General features: G+C 64.3%; 11 protein-coding genes. 2 read left to right on the forward strand and 9 right to left on the reverse strand.

Going from position 1 to position 18,818, the window contains the following annotated elements; genetic code table 11:
- Nucleotide 1 precedes the first annotated feature (1 nt).
- The 5 genes from treZ to UP10_RS08715 are packed head-to-tail and all read right to left on the reverse strand — an operon-like array spanning nucleotide 2 to nucleotide 11,238.
- A complete protein-coding gene (treZ, locus tag UP10_RS08695) occupies nucleotides 2-1,756 on the reverse strand; it encodes a malto-oligosyltrehalose trehalohydrolase (RefSeq protein ID WP_044586936.1) in 1,755 nt (584 codons plus the stop codon).
- Complete coding sequence (glgX, locus tag UP10_RS08700) at nucleotides 1,753-3,825, reverse strand: glycogen debranching protein GlgX (RefSeq protein ID WP_044586937.1); 2,073 nt, start codon at nucleotides 3,823-3,825, stop codon at nucleotides 1,753-1,755. Before glgX ends, treZ begins: the two co-directional genes overlap by 4 nt.
- Before the next feature lie 3 nt (nucleotides 3,826-3,828).
- Nucleotides 3,829-5,976 carry a 1,4-alpha-glucan branching protein GlgB gene (gene glgB / locus UP10_RS08705; protein ID WP_044586938.1) on the reverse strand — a complete coding sequence of 716 codons (2,148 nt, stop codon included), beginning with the start codon at nucleotides 5,974-5,976 and terminating at the stop codon, nucleotides 3,829-3,831.
- A complete protein-coding gene (treS, locus tag UP10_RS08710) occupies nucleotides 5,973-9,278 on the reverse strand; it encodes a maltose alpha-D-glucosyltransferase (RefSeq protein WP_044586939.1) in 3,306 nt (1,101 codons plus the stop codon). Before treS ends, glgB begins: the two co-directional genes overlap by 4 nt.
- A gap of 10 nt (nucleotides 9,279-9,288) precedes the next feature.
- On the reverse strand, nucleotides 9,289-11,238 hold the full coding sequence (locus tag UP10_RS08715; protein WP_044587204.1) for an alpha-1,4-glucan--maltose-1-phosphate maltosyltransferase: 1,950 nt from the start codon (nucleotides 11,236-11,238) through the stop codon (nucleotides 9,289-9,291).
- 200 nt (nucleotides 11,239-11,438) lie between these two features.
- On the opposite strand from UP10_RS08715, the gene malQ reads away from it, so the two are divergent.
- Both malQ and UP10_RS08725 read left to right on the forward strand, forming a co-directional pair.
- Nucleotides 11,439-13,391: a 4-alpha-glucanotransferase gene (gene malQ / locus UP10_RS08720; RefSeq protein ID WP_044586940.1), complete on the forward strand. Its 1,953-nt coding sequence runs from the start codon at nucleotides 11,439-11,441 to the stop codon at nucleotides 13,389-13,391.
- Nucleotides 13,392-13,406: 15 nt separating this feature from the next.
- Entirely contained in the window at nucleotides 13,407-15,215 is a 1,809-nt protein-coding gene (locus UP10_RS08725) for a glycoside hydrolase family 15 protein (protein WP_044586941.1), read from the forward strand.
- A 7-nt stretch (nucleotides 15,216-15,222) separates the two neighbouring features.
- Here the strand turns inward: UP10_RS08725 and UP10_RS08730 are convergent, their stop codons facing one another.
- From UP10_RS08730 to zwf, 4 genes are read right to left on the reverse strand one after another with little or no spacing between them, the layout of a single operon-like run.
- Entirely contained in the window at nucleotides 15,223-16,029 is an 807-nt protein-coding gene (locus UP10_RS08730; RefSeq protein ID WP_044586942.1) for a Cof-type HAD-IIB family hydrolase, read from the reverse strand.
- Complete coding sequence (locus UP10_RS08735; RefSeq protein ID WP_044586943.1) at nucleotides 16,026-16,514, reverse strand: gluconokinase; 489 nt, start codon at nucleotides 16,512-16,514, stop codon at nucleotides 16,026-16,028. Before UP10_RS08735 ends, UP10_RS08730 begins: the two co-directional genes overlap by 4 nt.
- A gap of 28 nt (nucleotides 16,515-16,542) precedes the next feature.
- Entirely contained in the window at nucleotides 16,543-17,295 is a 753-nt protein-coding gene (pgl, locus tag UP10_RS08740) for a 6-phosphogluconolactonase (protein ID WP_044586944.1), read from the reverse strand.
- A 2-nt stretch (nucleotides 17,296-17,297) separates the two neighbouring features.
- Nucleotides 17,298-18,803 carry a glucose-6-phosphate dehydrogenase gene (gene zwf, locus UP10_RS08745; RefSeq protein ID WP_044586945.1) on the reverse strand — a complete coding sequence of 502 codons (1,506 nt, stop codon included), beginning with the start codon at nucleotides 18,801-18,803 and terminating at the stop codon, nucleotides 17,298-17,300.
- Nucleotides 18,804-18,818 lie beyond the last annotated feature (15 nt).

Below are 18,818 nucleotides of genomic sequence, written 5' to 3' on the forward strand. Positions count from 1 at the left end.
TCTATCCGATGTACCAGCGCACCGACCAGGCGGGGATGTGATCCGACAACGCACGGCCCCAGATCAGGGTTCCCTTGATCTCCGACGTAGCGGGGAGATCGCGGTCGGAGAGATTGACCGCAAGCTGCAGCGTTTTGCCGTCACCCATCTGCCAATGCGCAGTCAAGAGGTCGTTCGCGACATGAGCCTCGCCGAAACGCGCGCCCGCAAGCCGCGGCGTGATCTCGCGGTGCCTGACCGTGAGCAGGTCACGCACCAGCGCCAGTCGCCTGCGGCCCGGGTCGTGCGCGAGCGCCATCCAGTCGAGCACGGCGGATCGCATGGTCTTTTCGTCGAGCGGGTCGGGAATGTCGTTGCCGTATTTTTCGAATGCCCAGGCGAATTCCTTGCGCCGTCCCTGGCGAACCGCATCGGCGAGATCGCCCTTGAAATCGCAGAAGAATGGAAACGGCGACGTCGCGCCCCATTCCTCGCCCATGAACAACATCGGTGTCGCTGGCGCGATCAGCGTCACGGCCAGCGCGGTCTCCAGCGCGGCCGGCTTTGCGACGGTCACGAGGCGATCGCCAAGCGGACGGTTGCCGATCTGGTCGTGATTCTGCAAGAAGTCGATGAAGCAGGTCGGCGGCAGTGCTCCGCTTGGCTCGCCGCGGCGCTTGCCGCCGCGAAACTTCGAGGCGTGGCCTTGATAGACGTAGCCGGACGACAGCGCGCGGGCGAGCTGGTCCGCCGGCGCATGTTGATAGTCGGCGTAGTAGCCTTGCGATTCACCCGTCAGGAGCACGCGCCAGACATGATGGTAGTCGTCGTTCCACTGTGCCCGATATTTGCCGTGCGGAGGCTTCTCTGTGGCGTCCAGCAGGCTGGCGCGGTTTTCGCCGTTTTCGAGCACGAGGTTGATGTGACGGCCGGTCTCGGCCGCGAGCCGTCCAGCTGCGACGCTGAGGTCACGCAGGACTGAAACGCCGTCCTCGTCGATGATAGTATCGACGGCATCGAGGCGCAGTCCATCGAAGCGATAGTTGCGCAGCCAGGACACTGCGTTTTCGATTGCGAAGGCGTGCACCTCGGGGACACGATAGTCGATCGCGCTGCCCCACGGCGTCTTGGCGTCGGTGAAGAAGGCCGGCGCATAGCGGCCAAGATAGTTTCCCTCGGGGCCGAAGTGATTATAGACCACGTCGAGCATCACCATCAGACCGCGCAGATGGGCCTCGTCGATCAGGGTCTTGAGGTCATCAGGACGGCCATAGGCGCTGTCGGGCGCATACCACAGCACGCCGTCATAGCCCCAGTTGCGGCGCCCAGCGAAATCCGCAAGCGGCATCAGCTCGATCGCGGTGATGCCGGTCGCGACCAGATGATCGAGCTTGTCGATCATGGCGCGATAGGTGCCCTCAGGGGTGAAGGTGCCGACATGGGCCTCGAGAACGACCGCTTCATGCCAGGGACGCCCGCGCCACGCCGTGGCGCGCCATTTGAAAGCGGAATGGTCGATCACCTCGCTCGGGCCGAACACGTCGTCCGGCTGGAAGGCGGACGCCGGATCGGGCACGTCGATCTCGTCATCGACCCGGAATTTGTAGCGAGCGCCTGCGCCCATGCCCGGGATCTCGGCGATGTACCAGCCGGCTGCGTCGCGTGTCAGCGGGTGCGGCTTGTCGAGCAGAACGTCGACGCGCTTCGCGGCCGGCGCCCATAGCCGAAAGCGCGTGCCGTCGTGAGTGAGCTCGGGGCCGAAGTGATGGACATTCATGCGGAGCCTGCAAAGGCAAGCACCGAGCGCGGCGGCGCGTTGCTGTCAGCGCCCGAGGCAAAGGCGGCACCGTCCTGTTGGCTCGTCGTGGTGTTCAGCACTTGCTGCCAGCTCTTGTAATCCGCCATCTTCGGCATCTTGAATGCGATCTCCTCCGGTGCGGCGTTCAGCACGATAAAGATCGGCGCCTGCTCCTGTTCCATCGGCCCGAGCACGAAGGCGAGGAACCGGCCTTCGGGGAATTTCCAGTCGGATTCCGTCATCTCATCGGCCGACGGCGTCAGCCACAGCACACCATAGGTGCCATCGGCGCGAAGGCCGTCGAGCCAGCGCTGGCAGCGGATCTGGCCGAAGCGGCGCCGCAGCGCGGCCAGGTGGCCGATGAAATCGATGATGTCGTCGTCCGTGCCGAGGTTCTCCCAGCCGACCCAGCCGGTCTCGTTGTCCTGGCAATAGGCGTTGTTGTTGCCATTCTGGGTGTTGGCGACCTCGTCGCCGGCGAGGATCAGCGGTGTTCCCTGGGCAAGCAGGAGACAGGCGAGCTGGTTCTTCCGGAGCTGCCGTCTCAGCGCATTGATATCGGGATCGTCGGTCGGGCCCTCATGGCCGCTATTGTTGGAGTGATTGTCGTTCGAGCCGTCGCGATTGTCCTCGCCATTGGCCTCGTTGTGCTTCTCATTGTAGCTGAACAGGTCGGCCAGGGTGAATCCGTCATGCACCGTGATGTGGTTGATGCCGGCGCGGGTCGTACGGTTGTCATGGTGGAACAGGTCCGAGGACGCGGTCATGCGGCCCGAGATTTCGCCGATCAGACTGCCTTCGCCACTCCAGTAGCGCCGCATCGCGCTGCGGTAACGATCGTTCCATTCCGACCATTGCGACGGAAACGCGCCGACCTGATAGCCGCCGAGGCCGAGGTCCCAGGGCTCGGCCACCATCTTCACGGTCGCCAGCACCGGGTCCTGGCGAATCGCCGTCAGGAACGGATGGTTGCGATCGAATCCGTTCGGGCCGCGCGCCAGCGTCGTGGCGAGATCGAAGCGGAAGCCGTCGACATGGCAGACCTCGACCCAGTAGCGCAGCGAGTCCATCACCATCTGCAACACGCGCGGATGGGTGAGGTTGACCGAGCTGCCGCAGCCGGTGAAGTCGTCATAGAAGCGCGGGTTCTCGCGGTTCAGCCAGTAGTAGGACGCATTGTCGATGCCGCGGAAGCACAGCGTCGGGCCCATATGGTTGCCTTCGGCGGTGTGGTTGTAGACGACGTCGAGCAGCACTTCGATGCCGGCGTCGTGCAGCCGGGCCACCGTGGTACGGAAGGAATCCAGCGCATTGTCTTGCGCGTAGCGTGCCTCCGGCGCGAAGAACGCGATAGTGTTGTAGCCCCAGTAGTTCACCAGCTTCTTCTCGACGAGCGTGCGGTCGTCGATCAGTCCGTGGATCGGCAACAGCTCCACGGTGGTGACGCCGAGCCGCTTGAGGTGGTCGATCATTGCGGGTGACGACAGGCCGCCATAGGTGCCCCGCAAACCCGGTGGCACGTCCTCGCGCTTCTGCGTCAGGCCCTTGATGTGGGCCTCATAGATGATGGTGTCTTGCCAGGGGATTTGCGGCCGGATCTCGCGGCGCCCCCAGTTGAAGGTCTCGTCGACCACCACGGCCTTCGGCATGCCGCGCGCGTTGTCGCGCCGGTCGAACGAAAGGTCCTCGCGTGCGCTGCCGGTGCGGTAGGCGAAATGCGCGTCGCTCCAGACCAGCCTTCCTGCGAGCCGCTTGGCATAGGGATCGAGCAGCAGCTTGTTGGAGTTGAAGCGGTGGCCGCGCTCCGGCGCGTAGGCGCCGTAGACGCGATAGCCGTAGAGCTGGCCCGGCGAGATGTCGTTGAGATAGCCGTGCCAGACGTCCTCGGTACGCTCGGGCAATTCGACCCGCTCGAGCTCGCGGCGGCCCTGGCCGTCGAACAGGCACAGCTCCACCTTCTCCGCATTGGCGGAGAACAGCGCAAAGTTAGTACCCCTGCCGTCCCAGCTGGCGCCAAGCCGCGAGGACGTCCCCTCCGTTAGTCGCATGGATCAGCTTTCCGGTACGAGGAAGATCGCAGCGAGCGGTGGAATCGTCAGGCTCAGCTCGGGCGTTGCGCCCTCCGAGGCACGGACCTCGCCGATATTGCCGACATTGCTGCCGCCGTAATGCGCGGAATCCGAGTTGAGCACCTCGTGCCATTTGCCGGCGAACGGCACCCGGACGCGATAGTTGCGATAGACGTTGGGCGAGAAGTTCACGACCACGAGGCAGCGCGCGCGCGCAGCGCTGCCCTTCCTGATCCAGGCAAACAGATTGTGGTTGGCGTCGTTGGTGACAACCCATTCGAACCCGGCCTGGTCGCAATCCAGCTCGTGCAGCGCCGGCAATGCGCGATAGAGGCGGTTGAGGTCGCGGATCAGGTTCTGCACGCCGGCATGTTTCGGCTGCTCGGTCAGATGCCAATCCAGCGAGTGATCGTGGTCCCACTCGCGCACCTGGCCGAATTCGCAGCCCATGAACAACAGCTTCTTGCCGGGATGACCGAACATGAAGCTGTAATAGGCGCGCAGATTGGCAAAGCGCTGCCACTCGTCGCCGGGCATCCGCCCCAGGATCGAGCGTTTGCCGTGCACGACCTCGTCATGCGACAGCGGCAGGATGAAGTTCTCCGAGAAGGCGTATTGCAGGCCGAACAGGATATCGCCGTGATGGTGTTTGCGGTGGATCGGATCCTTGCCGATATATTTCAGCGTGTCGTGCATCCAGCCCATGTTCCATTTGTAGCCGAAGCCGAGCCCGCCAAATTCGACGGGACGCGACACCTGTGGCCATGCGGTGGATTCCTCGGCCGCAGTCGTCGCCTGCGGAAAGCGCGCGAACAATTCCGTGTTGAAGCGGCGCAGGAAGTCGATGGCCTCGATGTTTTCCCGGCCGCCATATTTGTTCGGAATCCAGCCGCCGGCGGGGCGGCTGTAGTCGAGATAGAGCATGGAGGCGACGGCATCGACGCGCAGGCCGTCGATGCCGTAGCGCTCGAGCCAGAACAGCGCATTCGACACCAGGAAGTTGGTGACCTCGGTGCGCCCGTAATTGTAGATCAGCGTGCCCCAGTCGAGATGGCGGCCCTGCAACGGGTTGGCGTGCTCGTAAAGCGCAGTGCCGTCGAAACGGCCGAGCGCGTGCGGATCGTCGGGGAAATGCCCTGGGACCCAGTCGAGCAGCACGGCCAGCCCTTCGCGATGGCAGGCATCGACCAGCGCGGAAAAGTCGTCCGGCGAGCCGAAGCGGCTGGTCGGCGCGAACATGCCGGTCGGCTGATAGCCCCAGGAGCCGTCGAACGGATGCTCGCTGACCGGCAGGAATTCGACATGGGTGAAGCCCATGTCGCGAGCGTAAGCTGGAAGCTGCTCGGCAAGCTCGCGATAGGTCAGCCACTCATTGCGACCCTTGCGCCGCCAGGAGCCGAGATGGACTTCATAGATCGACATCGGAGCCCGCAGCGCGTTGATGCCGTCGGGAGCCGGGCGCGGATGCGGGATCGTGCGCTCATCGTACACGATCGAGGCGGTCTTCGGCCGGACCTCGGTGGCGAAGGCCATGGGATCGGACTTCAGCGCTAAATGCTGGCCGTTCGACCCGACGATGTCGAACTTGTAGTGGTCGCCGACGCGCGCGCGCGGGATGAACAACTCCCAATAGCCGGCGCCGCGGACGCGCATCGGATGCCGCCGCGGGTCCCAGAAATTGAAGTCGCCGACCACGCTGACCCGCCGGGCATTCGGGGCCAGCACCACGAAGCCTATGCCATCGACGCCGTCGAGCGTCATTGGATGCGCGCCGAGCGTGTCGTAGATGCGCTGATGGGTGCCCTCGCCGAGCAGATAGAGGTCGAAATCGCTCAGGATCGGCAGAAACCGGTAGGCGTCCTCGAGCTCGACGATGGTGTCGCCGAAGCGTGCGCGGAGCTGGTAGCGCGTCGAGCCGTTCGGCAGCGGGCCGGCGAACAGGCCGGCATCATGAATCCGGGTGAGCGGCGCCGTCTCGCCATGCTCGCCGATCGCCTCGACATTGCTGGCGTCAGGCAGGAAGGCGCGCACGACGCTGCGATCCCCCTCGGTGTGGAGACCGAGATAATGGAAGGGATCCGCGTGACGGCCCTCGATGATGGCATAGGCCTCGGCGGGCAATTTGGTCATGCAACCTCATGCGGCTGTTGCGCCAGGATCCTCAACAGGCCTGTCAGTGGGACCCGCAGCCAATCCGGCCGGTTGGCCAGTTCATATTCGATCTCGTAGAAGGCTTTCTCAAGCAGGAAAAAGCCGAGGAGCCGCTCGGCGGCCTTGGCGTCGGCCGGCCACAGGCGCTGGCCGGCCATCGTCTCGCGATAAGCGCCCAGGAAGGAGGCCGCCGCCCGCTCGCGCCATTCGGCCAAAGCGAGGCTCAACTTGCCGCTTTCGTCTGAAACGACCTCGAGCGCTCGTTCCAGGGCAGCCGTCGTCGCGTAGTCGATCGAGCGGATCAGGCCGGCAACGTCCCGCGCAGCCGGTGCCTTGCGACGGCGTTCTGTGATGGTCCGGCCCGGCCCGCCATCGAAATCGATGATGAAGACGTCGTCCTTGACGACCAGCACCTGGCCGAGATGGAGGTCGCCATGATGGCGGATGTTGAGGCCCTCGATGTCGCGCGGCAGCAGCGCCTTCAGCCGGTCCGGCAGCATGTCGTGCTGGGCCAGCAACCGGTCGGCCAACAGACGGTCGGCTTCCTTCAATGTATCGCGCCGCTGCTTCAGCGTGTCGAACACCCGCTCGGCCCGCGCCATGATCTCGTCGTTCCAACGCTGCACGTCTTCGGGCCGCGTCGGCTCCGGCGCGAAATCCGGCAGATCCCTGTTGCTGGCGAGCGCGATGTGCAGCTCGGCCAGGCGTTTCCCGCTCTGCGACGTGTAGTGCAGATAGGATCCCTGATCGTCGTTTTCGGTCGGGTGTTGGCTGGCGGCCAGCACACGCTGCGTGTCGACGAATCGATCAAGGCGGCCGGCGGTAACGGTCCAGAGATCGCCCTGGTTGACCACGAAGGCATGCAGGACCGCGATCGCGCTGCGTTTGTCGCCCTCGATCAGCTCGGCGGTGCCGAGCAAAGCGGGGCTGTTGGGAAAACCCACCACTTCGGTGAGGAAGCGGCCGATCTCGACCTCCGGATTGATGCCGACCTCAAGCTTCCGGTAGATCTTGGTGACGTATTCGTTGTCGACCAGCGCGGTCGAGTGCGGCTGATCGTTTTCGTAGACGCGAAGACGCTCCGGCTGCCGGATAGCCTTGTCGGCGAAGCGGTTGGTCGGCCGGAACTCAAGCTTCAGGCCTTGCTCGCCTTCATCGACCGTCAGACTCTCTCGCAGATTGCGCAGGAACAGGCCGGTGAAGATCTGGTCGGTGGCGACGTCGAGCAGCGTGCCCTCGCGCGCACCCTGACGCACCGCGGCGAAGGCGCGCGGGTTGTAGCGCTCGCGATCGAAGCGCACCCACTCGATCTGCATCGGCAGTACGTAGCGGCTGGTGGTGCCGCGCTGCGTGGTCTCCAAGAAGACGAGCCACGGCCTGTTGTCGCCGATGTCGCAGAACGGGATCGCGGAGACCAGCGCCGTTTGGATCGCATTTGGCGATCGCTCTGGGTACCAGCGCGTGCGCGCGAGGTGGTCGGGCAGAACGTCGCGCTCGAACACGCCGCGGGTGCGCGCCAATGACATCCAGGTGGAATTGAGCGGCACCACCAGCGTCTCGAACTCCGGCACCGCGTGCGGAACCACCGGCTCGGACTTGTCACGCTCCTGCAGCTGGAACCAGTAGAAGCCGTAAGGCGCGAGCGTGATCATGTAGGGCAGCTCACCGATCGCCGGGAACCGCGTCCGGCCAAGCATCTCGAGCGGAATGCGGCCCCTGAAGGCGGAGAGGTCGAGCTCGGTTGCCTGCGCCGAGCGCGACAGATTGGCGACGCACAGGATGACCTCGCCCTGGTGCTGACGCACATAGGCGAGCACTGAGCGGTTCTCCGGGCGGATGAACGTCATGGTGCCGCGCCCGAATGCCAGCGTCGACTTGCGCACCGCGATCAGCCGCTTGGTGGCAGAGAGCAGCGAGGACAGGCTGCGCGACTGCGCTTCGACGTTGACGGACTCGTAGCCGTAGACCGGGTCCATGATCGTCGGTGCGTAGAGCCGCGCGGGGTCAGCGCGCGAGAAACCGCCGTTGCGGTCCGGCGACCACTGCATCGGCGTGCGCACGCCGTTGCGGTCGCCGAGATAGATGTTGTCGCCCATGCCGATCTCGTCGCCGTAATAGATGATCGGCGTGCCGGGAAACGACAGCAGCAGCGAGTTCATCAGCTCGATCTTGCGCCGGTCATTGTCCATCAGCGGCGCGAGCCGCCGGCGGATGCCGACATTGATCCGGGCGCGCGGATCGTGGGCATAGGTCGACCACAGATAGTCGCGCTCGACATCGGTGACCATTTCCAGCGTCAGCTCGTCGTGATTGCGCAGGAACAGCGCCCATTGGCAGGCGGCCGGGATATCCGGCGTCTGCCGCAGGATGTCGGTGATCGGGAAGCGATCCTCTTGGGCGATCGCCATGTAGATGCGCGGCATCAGTGGGAAGTGATAGGCCATGTGGCATTCGTCGCTGCGGCCGAAATATTCCTGCACGTCCTCCGGCCACTGATTGGCCTCGGCGAGCAGCACCTTGCCCTTGGCATAGGCGTCGAGTTCCTGGCGCAGCTGCTTGATGATGGCATGCGTTTCCGGGAGGTTCTCGTTGTTGGTGCCGTCGCGCTCGCACAGATAGGGGATGGCGTCGAGCCGGAAGCCGTCGACCCCGGTGTCCAGCCAGCGCTTCATCACCTGCACGATCGCGCGCACCACGCGCGGATTGTCGAAATTCAGGTCCGGCTGGTGCGAGAAGAAACGATGCCAGTAGAACTGGCCGGCTTCCGGATCCCAGGTCCAGTTCGACTTCTCGGTATCGGTGAAGATGATCCGCGTGTCGGGATATTTTTGATCGGTGTCGCTCCAGACATACCAGCTTCGCGCACTCGAATTCGGCCCGCTGCGGCGCGCGCGCTTGAACCAGGCATGCTGGTCGGAGGTGTGGTTGATGACGAGCTCGGTGATGACGCGCAGCCCGCGCTTCTTGGCCTCCTGGATGAAGCGCTTGAAGTCCTTCATCGTCCCGAAATCAGGATTGATGTCGCCGTAATCGCCGATGTCGTAGCCGTCGTCGCGGCCGGGCGAGGGGTAGAACGGCAGCAGCCACAGCGTGGTGACGCCGAGCTCCTGCAGATAGCCGAGCTTCTCCGTCAACCCCGCAAAGTCGCCGATGCCGTCATTGTTGCTGTCGGCAAACGCCTTGACGTGAAGCTGATAGATGATGGCGTCCTTGTACCAAAGCTGGTCCGCGGTCTCGGTCGCGACCGTCTCCTTGGTATTGACTGACGAGAATACGTTCATGATGGCTCCCTCAGGCCACGCAGCGCAACAGCAGCGCGGGATCGCGCCCGGGATCGATACGCAGGCGTACGCCGCCCCATTCGAGCGCATAACGCTCGCCGGTGACGAGATCTTCCACGGCCGTGACGGAACGTCGTGCATCGTCGCGGCCGATCTTGATGTCGCCGAGCGCAAGCCAGACTTCGCGCGCATCGCGCGTCAATGCGATCGCGGCCACGATCACATTGCTCTGGTCGACCGATTCCTTGACGAAGCCGATCACATTGCCGTCCTCGATGTCGATAAAGCGCAGATTGGCGGTCTGTTGCAGCGCCGGATTGCCGCGCCTGATCCGGTTGAGTGCAGTGACATAGGGCTTGATATTGCCTGATAGCTCCCAGTCGCGAACCTTGATCTCGTATTTTTCGGAGTTGAGATAGTCTTCTCGTCCGGGGATTGGCGCATGCTCCAGCAGCTCGAAGCCGCTGTAGATACCGTAGTTGCTCGATAGCGTCGCGGCCAGTGCGAGACGCGACTTGAACATCCAGGATTCGCCGCTTTGCAGGTGGAAGGGCAGGATATCGGGCGTGTTGACGAAGAAATTCGGCCGAAAGAAGTCCCGCTCGGGGTAGCCGATCAATTCCCCGAGATACTGCTCGAGCTCCCCGCGCTGCGTGCGCCAGGTGAAATAGGTATAGGACTGTGTGAAGCCGAGCTTCGCCAGGCCCTTCATCACCTTTGGCTGCGCGAAGGCTTCCGCAAGGAAAAGCACGTTCGCGTCGTGGCGCTGCACCTCGCGGATCAACCATTCCCAGAACGGCAGCGGCTCGGTGTGCGGATTGTCGACTCGGAAGATCCTGACGCCCTGGTCGACCCAGAACAGCACGACGTCGCGCAGCGCGTGCCATAACGCGCCGGCATCCTCGCCGGCAAAGTCGGGGTTGATGACATCGTCCCATCGCTGCGGCCGATATTTGGCGGTGCGCATCGATCCGTCCGGACGCCGCTTGAACCATTGCGGATGTTGTTTCAACCAGGGGTGATCGGGCGAGCACTGCACGGCGAAGTCGAGCGCGACCTCCATGCCATGCGCTTGGCACGCCGCGACGAAGGCACGGAAATCGTCCAGCGTGCCGAGTTGCGGGTGCACGGCGTCGTGGCCGCCTTCGGCCGAGCCGATCGCGTAGGGGCTGCCGGGATCGCCAGGCTGCGCAATGGCCGCGTTGTTGCGGCCCTTGCGGCGCTCTTGTCCGATCGGATGGATCGGTGTGAGATGGACGACGTCGAAGCCCATCGCCGCGATGTCGGGGAGACGCGCGATGCAATCGTTGAAGGTCGCATGTTCGCCGGGCACTTTGCCCTGGCTGCGTGGAAACATCTGGTACCAGGCGCCATTCAGCGCCCTCGGCCGGTCGGCGACGAGCGGAAACAGCGGCGACCGCGTCAAATCGGCGCGATACTGGCTCTCGGTCATCGCCTGCTTCAATTCCGGCACGAGCAGGGCGCCAGCCTCGCCGGTCGCAAGGTAAAGTTCGCATTGCTTGATGATCACGGCAGCGTCCGCCGGGCCGCCGGCATGCGCCTTGGTCAGCATGCCTGCACCTTCGATCGCATCCAGCGTGAGGTCGCTGCCGGTTGTTTGTTGCTGCTCGAAACGCTGCCGCCAACTGGCGAATTCGTCGGTCCAGGCCTCGATCGCGAAGACATAGCGGCCCGGCTGATCCGGGACGAATGCGCTACCCCAGCGGTCGTTGCTGTGCAGTGTCATCGGCGCGCGCTGCCATTCGCCGCCCGCGTCATGTCGCCACACCAGCGCGGCAGCGATCACATCCTGTCCGTCACGGTAGATGTCGGCCCAGACTTCGACAGGCTCGCCCGCGATGCGCTTGACCGCAAAACGGCCACCATCGACCGACGGATAGACGTCGCTGATATGAAAAGTGCCGCCGGCACTCTCGACAGGTCGGGCAGTTTTGTTCACGGTGATGCCGCCATTGAAAGGCAAATGACGTCGCAGCGGCGGGTAGGAGGCGCGCCAGACCTATATAGAAAGCCGCTCACCGGGTATTGGTTCCCTTGGAACACCGGCCGGGGCAGAGCGTTAAGCATCGTCTAACCCTTTCCCGTATCTGGACAATTTCGCGACGGCCCAAATACCGTTGCGTGCAAGCAGCGTGCCGTATGGACCTTTACGCCAAAGCCAAGACCCTGGGAATTCAGACCGAATTTATCGACGGTCACGGTCAACGCCGTGTGACGACGCCTGAGGCGCTATCGGCGATCCTCGAAGCGCTCCCTCCGCAGCCGGCGCGGCGCATCATTGCTGAGCCGGCTGTCATTCGCTCCGGCCGCGCCGCGCGAACCGAGCTGCCGGAGGCCGCCCGGCTCCCGCTGCGCTGGAAGATCATGGACGGTCCGGCGCTGCTCGCGCAAGGCGAGGCGCGTAAGCGGAGCCTCGCCTGGCCCGCGGATCTGCCTGACGGCGTGTATCGATTGCAGGTGTCCGATGCATCGGGCGCGAGCGAAGAGCTGCCGCTGCTGGTCGCGCCGGAAAACGCCTTTGGTGGCGATTTCGACCGCTGCTGGGTGATCGCCGTCCAGCTATATGGCGTGCGTTCAGCGCGCAACTGGGGTATCGGCGATTTCACCGATCTCGAGGGCCTGCTCAAATTCGCGCATCAGGTCGGCGCCGACGGCATCGGCCTCAATCCGCTGCACGCACTGTTCGATGATCGGCCCGGCGATTGCAGCCCTTACTCACCGAACAGCCGGCTGTTCCTCAACGCACTCTACATCGATGTCGAGAAGATCCCCGAATTCAAGATCGATGCGGGGACGCAGGCCGCGCTGGCGCAGCTGCGCACCCGCGACCTCGTCGATTATGTCGCGGTGGCCCCGCTGAAGTGGCGCGCGTTGCGCACGGCCTTTGCGTCGTTCAAGGCCAATCCGGGTCTCGGCCGCTGGCAGGCTTTCGAGGCGTATCGCAGCGAACACGGCGAGTTGCTGTCGCGCTACGCCTGCTTCGAGGTGATGAGGCACAAGTTCAACGCGCCGTGGTGGGAGTGGCCGGACGAATGGCGGCAGCCCGGCGCGACGGCCTGTGCCAGGCTGCGCAAGGACCGCGACACCGCCGCCGAGGTCGAGTTCGTCGAATTCGTGCAGTGGATCGCCGATCAGCAGCTCGGCGCCTGCCAGGCGCTCGCGCACAAGCTCGGCATGCGGGTCGGGCTTTATCTCGACGTCGCCGTCGGCGTGCAGTCGGATGGTTTCGACGCGTGGAATGAGCAGGTCGCGATCTCGCGCCATCTGGGCGTCGGCGCGCCGCCGGATCCGCTCAACACCGCCGGTCAGGATTGGGGGCTCGCCGGTTTCAATGCCGCGGGCCTCGAACTGCGCGCCTTCGAGCCGTTCAGGCAGATGTTGCGTACCTCGATGCGTCATGCCGGCGCGGTCAGGCTCGACCATGCGTTCGGGCTGAGGCGGCTCTACCTTGTACCGCGCGGCTTTGGCCCGGCCAACGGCGCCTATGTGCAGATGCCGTTCGAGGCGCTGCTCGCCGCGACCGCGCTGGAGAGCGTCGCCAATCGCTGCGTCGTGATCGGCGAGGATCTCGGCACGGTGCCGGAGGGGTTCCGCGAGCAGATGAACGGCTGGGGCATCTGGTCTTATCTGGTGATGATGTTCGAGCAGGACGACAATAAAGTCTTCCGCAACGCCGACTATTACATTGCGGACGCGCTCGTCACCTTCAACACCCACGACCTCTCGACCTATGCCGGCTGGCGGTCGTTCAGCGATCTCAAGACCAAGCGCGCGCTCGGGATCGATCCCGGTGAAACCGACCAGGGGCGCTGGGACGCGCTCGGCCAGCTCGACGATTTGCTGCGCCGGCACGGCATCCCAAACCACGATCTCTATGCGGTGGCGAGCTTCCTGGCGCGGACCCGGTCGCGCATGATGGCGGTGTCGATGGAGGATCTGCTCGGCCTGACCGACCAGCCCAACATTCCCGGCACCGTCAACGAACATCCGAACTGGCGCCGGAGGCTTCCGGTCTCGATCGAACATCTCGCATCGGCGATCGACATCGATGCGCTCAAGCGCGCGACGCATGAGCGGTCGCGCACGGAGTAACGCGGAGCGCGACATTTGGCCTCTCGTATCGAAGACTACGGATTGATCGGCGATTGCGAAACCGCGGCGCTGGTCGGCCGCGACGGGTCGATCGACTGGCTGTGCTGGCCGGCCTTCGATTCCGACGCCTGTTTCGCGGCGCTGCTCGGCACCTCGAAGCATGGCCGCTGGCTGATCTCGCCCGCTGAAAAGATCACGAGGACCTCGCGCCGCTACCAGGGCGATACGCTGATCCTGGAGACGCGGTTCGAGACCGAAAGCGGCGCGGTTGCGCTGATCGATTTCATGCCGCCGCGCGGCCACGCATCCGACGTGGTCCGCCTCGTTCGCGGGATCAGCGGCCGCGTCAAGATGCGCATGGAGCTGGTGATCCGCTTTGGCTTCGGCATCGACGTGCCTTGGGTGAAGAGGGATCCGGACGGATCGGGACTACTGGCGATCTGCGGGCCTGATATGGCCGTGCTGCGCACGCCGGTCGAGACCCGCGGCGAGGACATGACCACGGTCGCGGACTTCGAGGTCGGCGAGGGCGAGACGATGCCGTTTGTGCTGACCTACGGGCCTTCGCATCTCCCGGTGCCGGAGCCGATCGATCCCGAGGCGGCACTGAAGGACACCGAGGACTACTGGACCGAATGGTCTGGCCGTTCGACCTATGACGGCGGCCGTCACCACGACCTCGTGATGCGCTCGCTGATCACGCTGAAGGCGCTGACCTACGCACCAAGCGGCGGCATCGTCGCGGCGCCGACGACGTCGCTGCCGGAAAAACTCGGCGGTGCGCGCAATTGGGACTATCGGTTCTGCTGGCTGCGCGATGCCACCTTCACGCTGCTGGCGCTGATGAACTCGGGCTATACCGAGGAGGCGTCGGCCTGGCACAATTGGCTGCTGCGGTCGGTGGCGGGTACGCCGGCCGATATGCAGATCATGTACGGCATCATGGGCCAGCGGCGTCTTCTGGAATGGGAGGCCGGATGGCTGCCGGGCTATGGAGGGGCGCAGCCGGTACGGATTGGCAACGCCGCGCACGCGCAACTGCAGCTCGATGTCTACGGTGAACTGATCGACGCGTTCCACCAATCCCGCATGGCCGAGTTGAAGCTCGGCGACGAGAACTGGGCGCTGGAGTGCACCGTCGTCGATCATCTCGCTGATGCCTGGGACAAGCCGGATCACGGCATCTGGGAGCGCCGCAACGAGCCCCGGCACTATGTGTTCTCCAAGGTGATGTGCTGGGTCGCCTTCGACCGTGCCATCAAGAGCGCGGAGCGGTTCGGCTTCAATGCGCCGCTGGTCAAATGGCGAGAGCTGCGCGAGGCCATTCATCGCGACGTCTGCGAGAAGGGATTTGACGAGGACCTGAACAGCTTTGTGGAATCCTACGGTTCGAAGCTGCTCGACGCCAGCATTCTGCTGCTGCCGTCGGTTGGTTTCCTGCCTCCAACCGATCCGCGCATCCGCGGCACGATCGATGCGGTCGAAACATACATGATGCGCGACGGCTTCGTACTCCGGCACGACCCGCGCGAAGTGTCCGATGAAACGCAGCCGATCGAGGGCGCGTTCCTGGCCTGCAGCTTCTGGCTCGCGGATGCCTATGTGCTGGCGGGCGATATCGACAAGGCGCAAGTTTTGTTCGACCGCGTGGTGACGGTCGCCAACGATCTCGGCCTGCTGGCGGAAGAGTTCGACAGCGGTGCCGGCCGGCAGACCGGAAATTTCCCGCAGGCCTTGACCCATATCGCGCTGATCAACACCGCGCACAATCTCAGCGACGCCAAGGCTGCGGCCGAGAAGCCGGTGGTGCAGCGGTCGACTTAAGCTCGCTCTAACGACCGGTCTTCAGCACAATGTCCATCGCACGCGCGAAACCGTCCCGCTCGTTGGTCTCGGTGACATTTGTGGCGCGCGCCTTGACGTCGTCGCTGGCATTGCCCATCGCGAAGGAGACGCCGCTCTTCGCAAACATCGGCAGATCGTTCTGCATGTCGCCGATGGTGGCGACATTCTCGAGCGATACGCCGAGACGCTCCGCGATATCAACAACGAACGTCCCCTTGTCGTGGCCGGGCGGCGTGACGTCGAGGTAGTAGGTCTGCGAGCGGACCGCAATCGCCTGGTTGCCGACCGCCTGCTGCATCTCCGCCTCGCAGCGCTGCAGCAGCGCCGCGTCCGAGCTGGCGCCGACGATCTTGCAGGCCTGACCGATATAGGGCGTGAAGTCCGTGACAATGGTCGGATCGTGCTTGATCGTGCGCTGCTCGTGGGCGGTATATTCACCCTCCGGATTCCGCGTCAGCCATTTGTCGTTGGTGAACAACCAGATGTCGACACCATGGTCGGTGAGCAGGTCGATGCAGCGCTTTGCCACCGCGGAGGGGATCAGATGCTGCGCGACCGGCTTCAGCTGCGCATCGACGATCGAGCTGCCGTTGAAGGCACCGATCGGCAGCGTGATGCCGAGCGGCGCGACCAGGAAGCCCATTCCGATCGTCGGCCGGCTGGAGACGATGGTGAAGCCGATGCCGGCCGCGTGCAGCTTGCCGACCGCCGCCTTGGCGTCGTCGGTCAAAATCTTGTCTTTGGTCAGGAGCGTGCCGTCGACGTCGGATACGACAAGGGCGATGCGGGTCATGGTCGGTCCAGCTCCAGTTGGCTGACGATGTTATCGACGATGGTCTCGACAGTGTTGTCGATCGTCACCGTGATCGGGCGTTCGTCCGGGGTCGGCGGCTCCAGCGTGCTGAACTGGCTGGCCAGCAGGCCCGGCGGCATGAAATGGCCCATGCGCGCGGCCAGCCGCGCGGCGATCACGTCCTGCGTGCCGTCGAGGAAGATGATGCGGACGTCCTTGCGTCCATGCACGAGGATGTCGCGATAGGCGCGCTTCAGGGCGGAGCAGGCAATCACGGCGCGGTCGCGGGCTTTGCAGGTCCGATCGATCTCGGCGGCGATCGCCTGCAGCCAGGGCCATCGGTCCTCGTCGGTGAGCGGGTGGCCGGCGTGCATCTTGGCGACGTTGCTGGGCGGGTGAAAGCTGTCGGCGTCCTCGTAGCGCCAGCCGATCCTGACCGCGAGGTGATCGGCGATGGTGCTCTTGCCCGAGCCGGAGACGCCCATCACGACCAGTGCGCAGGGGCTTATCCCGTCACCCACGAAAATCCTCCGGCAGCGCGGCCCGATCGACGAGCCAGATGGTCTCTCTTATCGATCGCGCGCGATTCGCCGGCAGGTTCTCGCCTGCGAAGAGCCGCGTCAAGATCGCCCGCTTGTTCTGGCCGGCAATCTCGAACAGCATCTCGCGGCAGGAGGCGAGCGCCGGCAGCGTCAGCGACACGCGTGGCACGAATGGCTCGACATTGGCTTTGGGCACCCCGACCACCCAGCGCACGGTCTGCTCGACCTCGGGGTAACCGGGAAATAGCGAGGCGGTGTGGCCATCGGGACCGACGCCCATCAGCACGAGGTCGAACAGCGGCCGCGCCGGATCGAGCTGCTCCGCGCAGTAGAACGCCATCAGCTCGTTCTCGTAGAGCGCTGCACTCTTGTCCGGATCCTTGAGGTCGGCAGTATCGGTCGGGATCGGATGGACATTCGCGGCCGGCGCGCAGCGATCGAGGAAAGCCTGGCGCGCCATGCTCATATTGTGCAGCGGGTCCTTGCGCGGCACCAGGCGTTCGTCGCCGATGAACCAGTGCACGCGGTCCCACGGAATCCTGCCGCGATACTCCGGTGTCGCCAGCAACTCGTAGAGCGCTTTCGGACTCGACCCGCCCGTGAGGCAGACCGCCACGCGACTGTTGTTTTCGGCAATCTTTGCGATCACGCGCTCAGCCGCCGTCTCCGCCAACGCTGCCGGATCGGCGACGGTAATGATCCTGCGCTCGCCGCTCCCTGCCATGGTCAGCTGAGCTTTCGCCAGCTGCGGCCGTCGCGCGTCAGCAGTGCGTTGGCAGCCTCGGGGCCTTCGCTGCTGCCGGCCTTGTAGGGCTGCAGGCCGCGCCCGCCGGCGTTCTTCCAGGCATCAAAGAAGGGCTGCACCGCCTGCCAGCCGGCCTCGACGCTGTCGGCGCGCTGGAACAGGATGTTGTCGCCGATCATGCAGTCGTAGATCAGCGTCTCGTAGCCGGTCGACGGCTCGGCCTTGAAGTAGTCCTTGTAACGGAACTTCATCTCGACGCCGTCGATGTCGATCGCCGGGCCCGGCACCTTTGTGTTGAACTGCAGCTCGATGCCTTCGGTCGGCTCGGTCGAGATGATCAGGAAATTCTGCGACAGGCGATCCACCGGAGTGTCGCGAAACATGCCAATCGGCGCCTGCTTGAACTTGATCGCGATCTCGGTGCGTTTGGTGTTGAGCGCCTTGCCGGTGCGGAGATAGAAGGGAACGCCGGCCCAGCGCCAATTGTCGATCGTCAACTTCAGCGCAGCATAGGTTTCGGTGGTGCTGTCAGGCTTGACGTCCTCGGTCTTCAGATAGTCCTCGATTTCGGTGTCGCCGACCTTGCCGGCGCGATATTGCCCGCGCACCGAGTTGTTCAGCGCTTCCTGCTCGCTCTGGAGCTGGATCGCGCTGAGCACTTCGGCCTTCTCCGAGCGCACGGCATGCGCATCGAACCGTGCAGGCGGCTCCATCGCCACCAGCGACAACAGCTGGAACAGATGGTTCGGCACCATGTCGCGCAGCGCACCGGTGGCGTCGTAGAAACTGCCGCGGTGGCCGACGCCGAGCTTCTCCTCAACGGTGATCTGGACGTGGTCGATGTGGTTGCGATTCCAGATCGGCTCGAACATGCCGTTGGCAAAGCGCAGCACCAAAATGTTTTGGACGGTCTCTTTGCCGAGGTAATGATCGATCCGGTAGATCTGGTGCTCATCGACCAGCTTCAAGAGCGCGGCGTTGAGCGCCTTGGCTGACGCGAGATCAGTGCCGAACGGTTTTTCGACCACCAGACGCCGCCAAGCGCCGTTCTCCGTCAGCATGCCGGTGCGCCCGAGTTGCTCGCTGATCGGCAGGAAGGCGCTCGGCGGGGTCGCGAGATAGAACAGGCGATTGCCGCCCGTTCCACGCGCCGTTTCGAGCCTGTCGAGCTGTTCGTTCATCGTATCGAAGGACGCCGGGTCCCTGGGGTCGGCCTCGATCGAGGTGACGCATGCGAACAGCCGGTTGACGACCGTTTCGTCGATCGGGCGCGTTGCGAACTGGCGCAGGCCCTTCTGCAGGCTGTCGGACATCTCGTCGTTCGACATGCCCTTGCGGGCGATGCCGACCACGCAAAACTTCTCCGGCAGCAGGTTTGATGCCGCGAGGTTATAGAGCGCCGGAATCACCAGCCGGTGCGCGAGGTCACCGGTGGCGCCAAAGATGACAAAGGAGCAGGGATCGGGTTTCTTCTGAGCGTCAGCCATTCATGATTCCTGCAA

Source organism: Bradyrhizobium sp. LTSPM299 (assembly GCF_000938235.1).
In the GTDB taxonomy this organism is placed as follows: domain Bacteria; phylum Pseudomonadota; class Alphaproteobacteria; order Rhizobiales; family Xanthobacteraceae; genus Bradyrhizobium.

Excerpts from the sequence above, each read along its gene's own strand:
- treZ (WP_044586936.1), bottom strand. The coding sequence starts at position 1,756 with ATGAATGTCCATCACTTCGGCCCCGAGCTCACTCACGACGGCACGCGC.
- glgX (WP_044586937.1), bottom strand. The coding sequence starts at position 3,825 with ATGCGACTAACGGAGGGGACGTCCTCGCGGCTTGGCGCCAGCTGGGAC.
- glgB (WP_044586938.1), bottom strand. The coding sequence starts at position 5,976 with ATGACCAAATTGCCCGCCGAGGCCTATGCCATCATCGAGGGCCGTCAC.
- treS (WP_044586939.1), bottom strand. The coding sequence starts at position 9,278 with ATGAACGTATTCTCGTCAGTCAATACCAAGGAGACGGTCGCGACCGAG.
- malQ (WP_044586940.1), top strand. The coding sequence starts at position 11,439 with ATGGACCTTTACGCCAAAGCCAAGACCCTGGGAATTCAGACCGAATTT.
- UP10_RS08730 (WP_044586942.1), bottom strand. The coding sequence starts at position 16,029 with ATGACCCGCATCGCCCTTGTCGTATCCGACGTCGACGGCACGCTCCTG.
- UP10_RS08735 (WP_044586943.1), bottom strand. The coding sequence starts at position 16,514 with ATGGGCGTCTCCGGCTCGGGCAAGAGCACCATCGCCGATCACCTCGCG.
- pgl (WP_044586944.1), bottom strand. The coding sequence starts at position 17,295 with ATGGCAGGGAGCGGCGAGCGCAGGATCATTACCGTCGCCGATCCGGCA.
- zwf (WP_044586945.1), bottom strand. The coding sequence starts at position 18,803 with ATGGCTGACGCTCAGAAGAAACCCGATCCCTGCTCCTTTGTCATCTTT.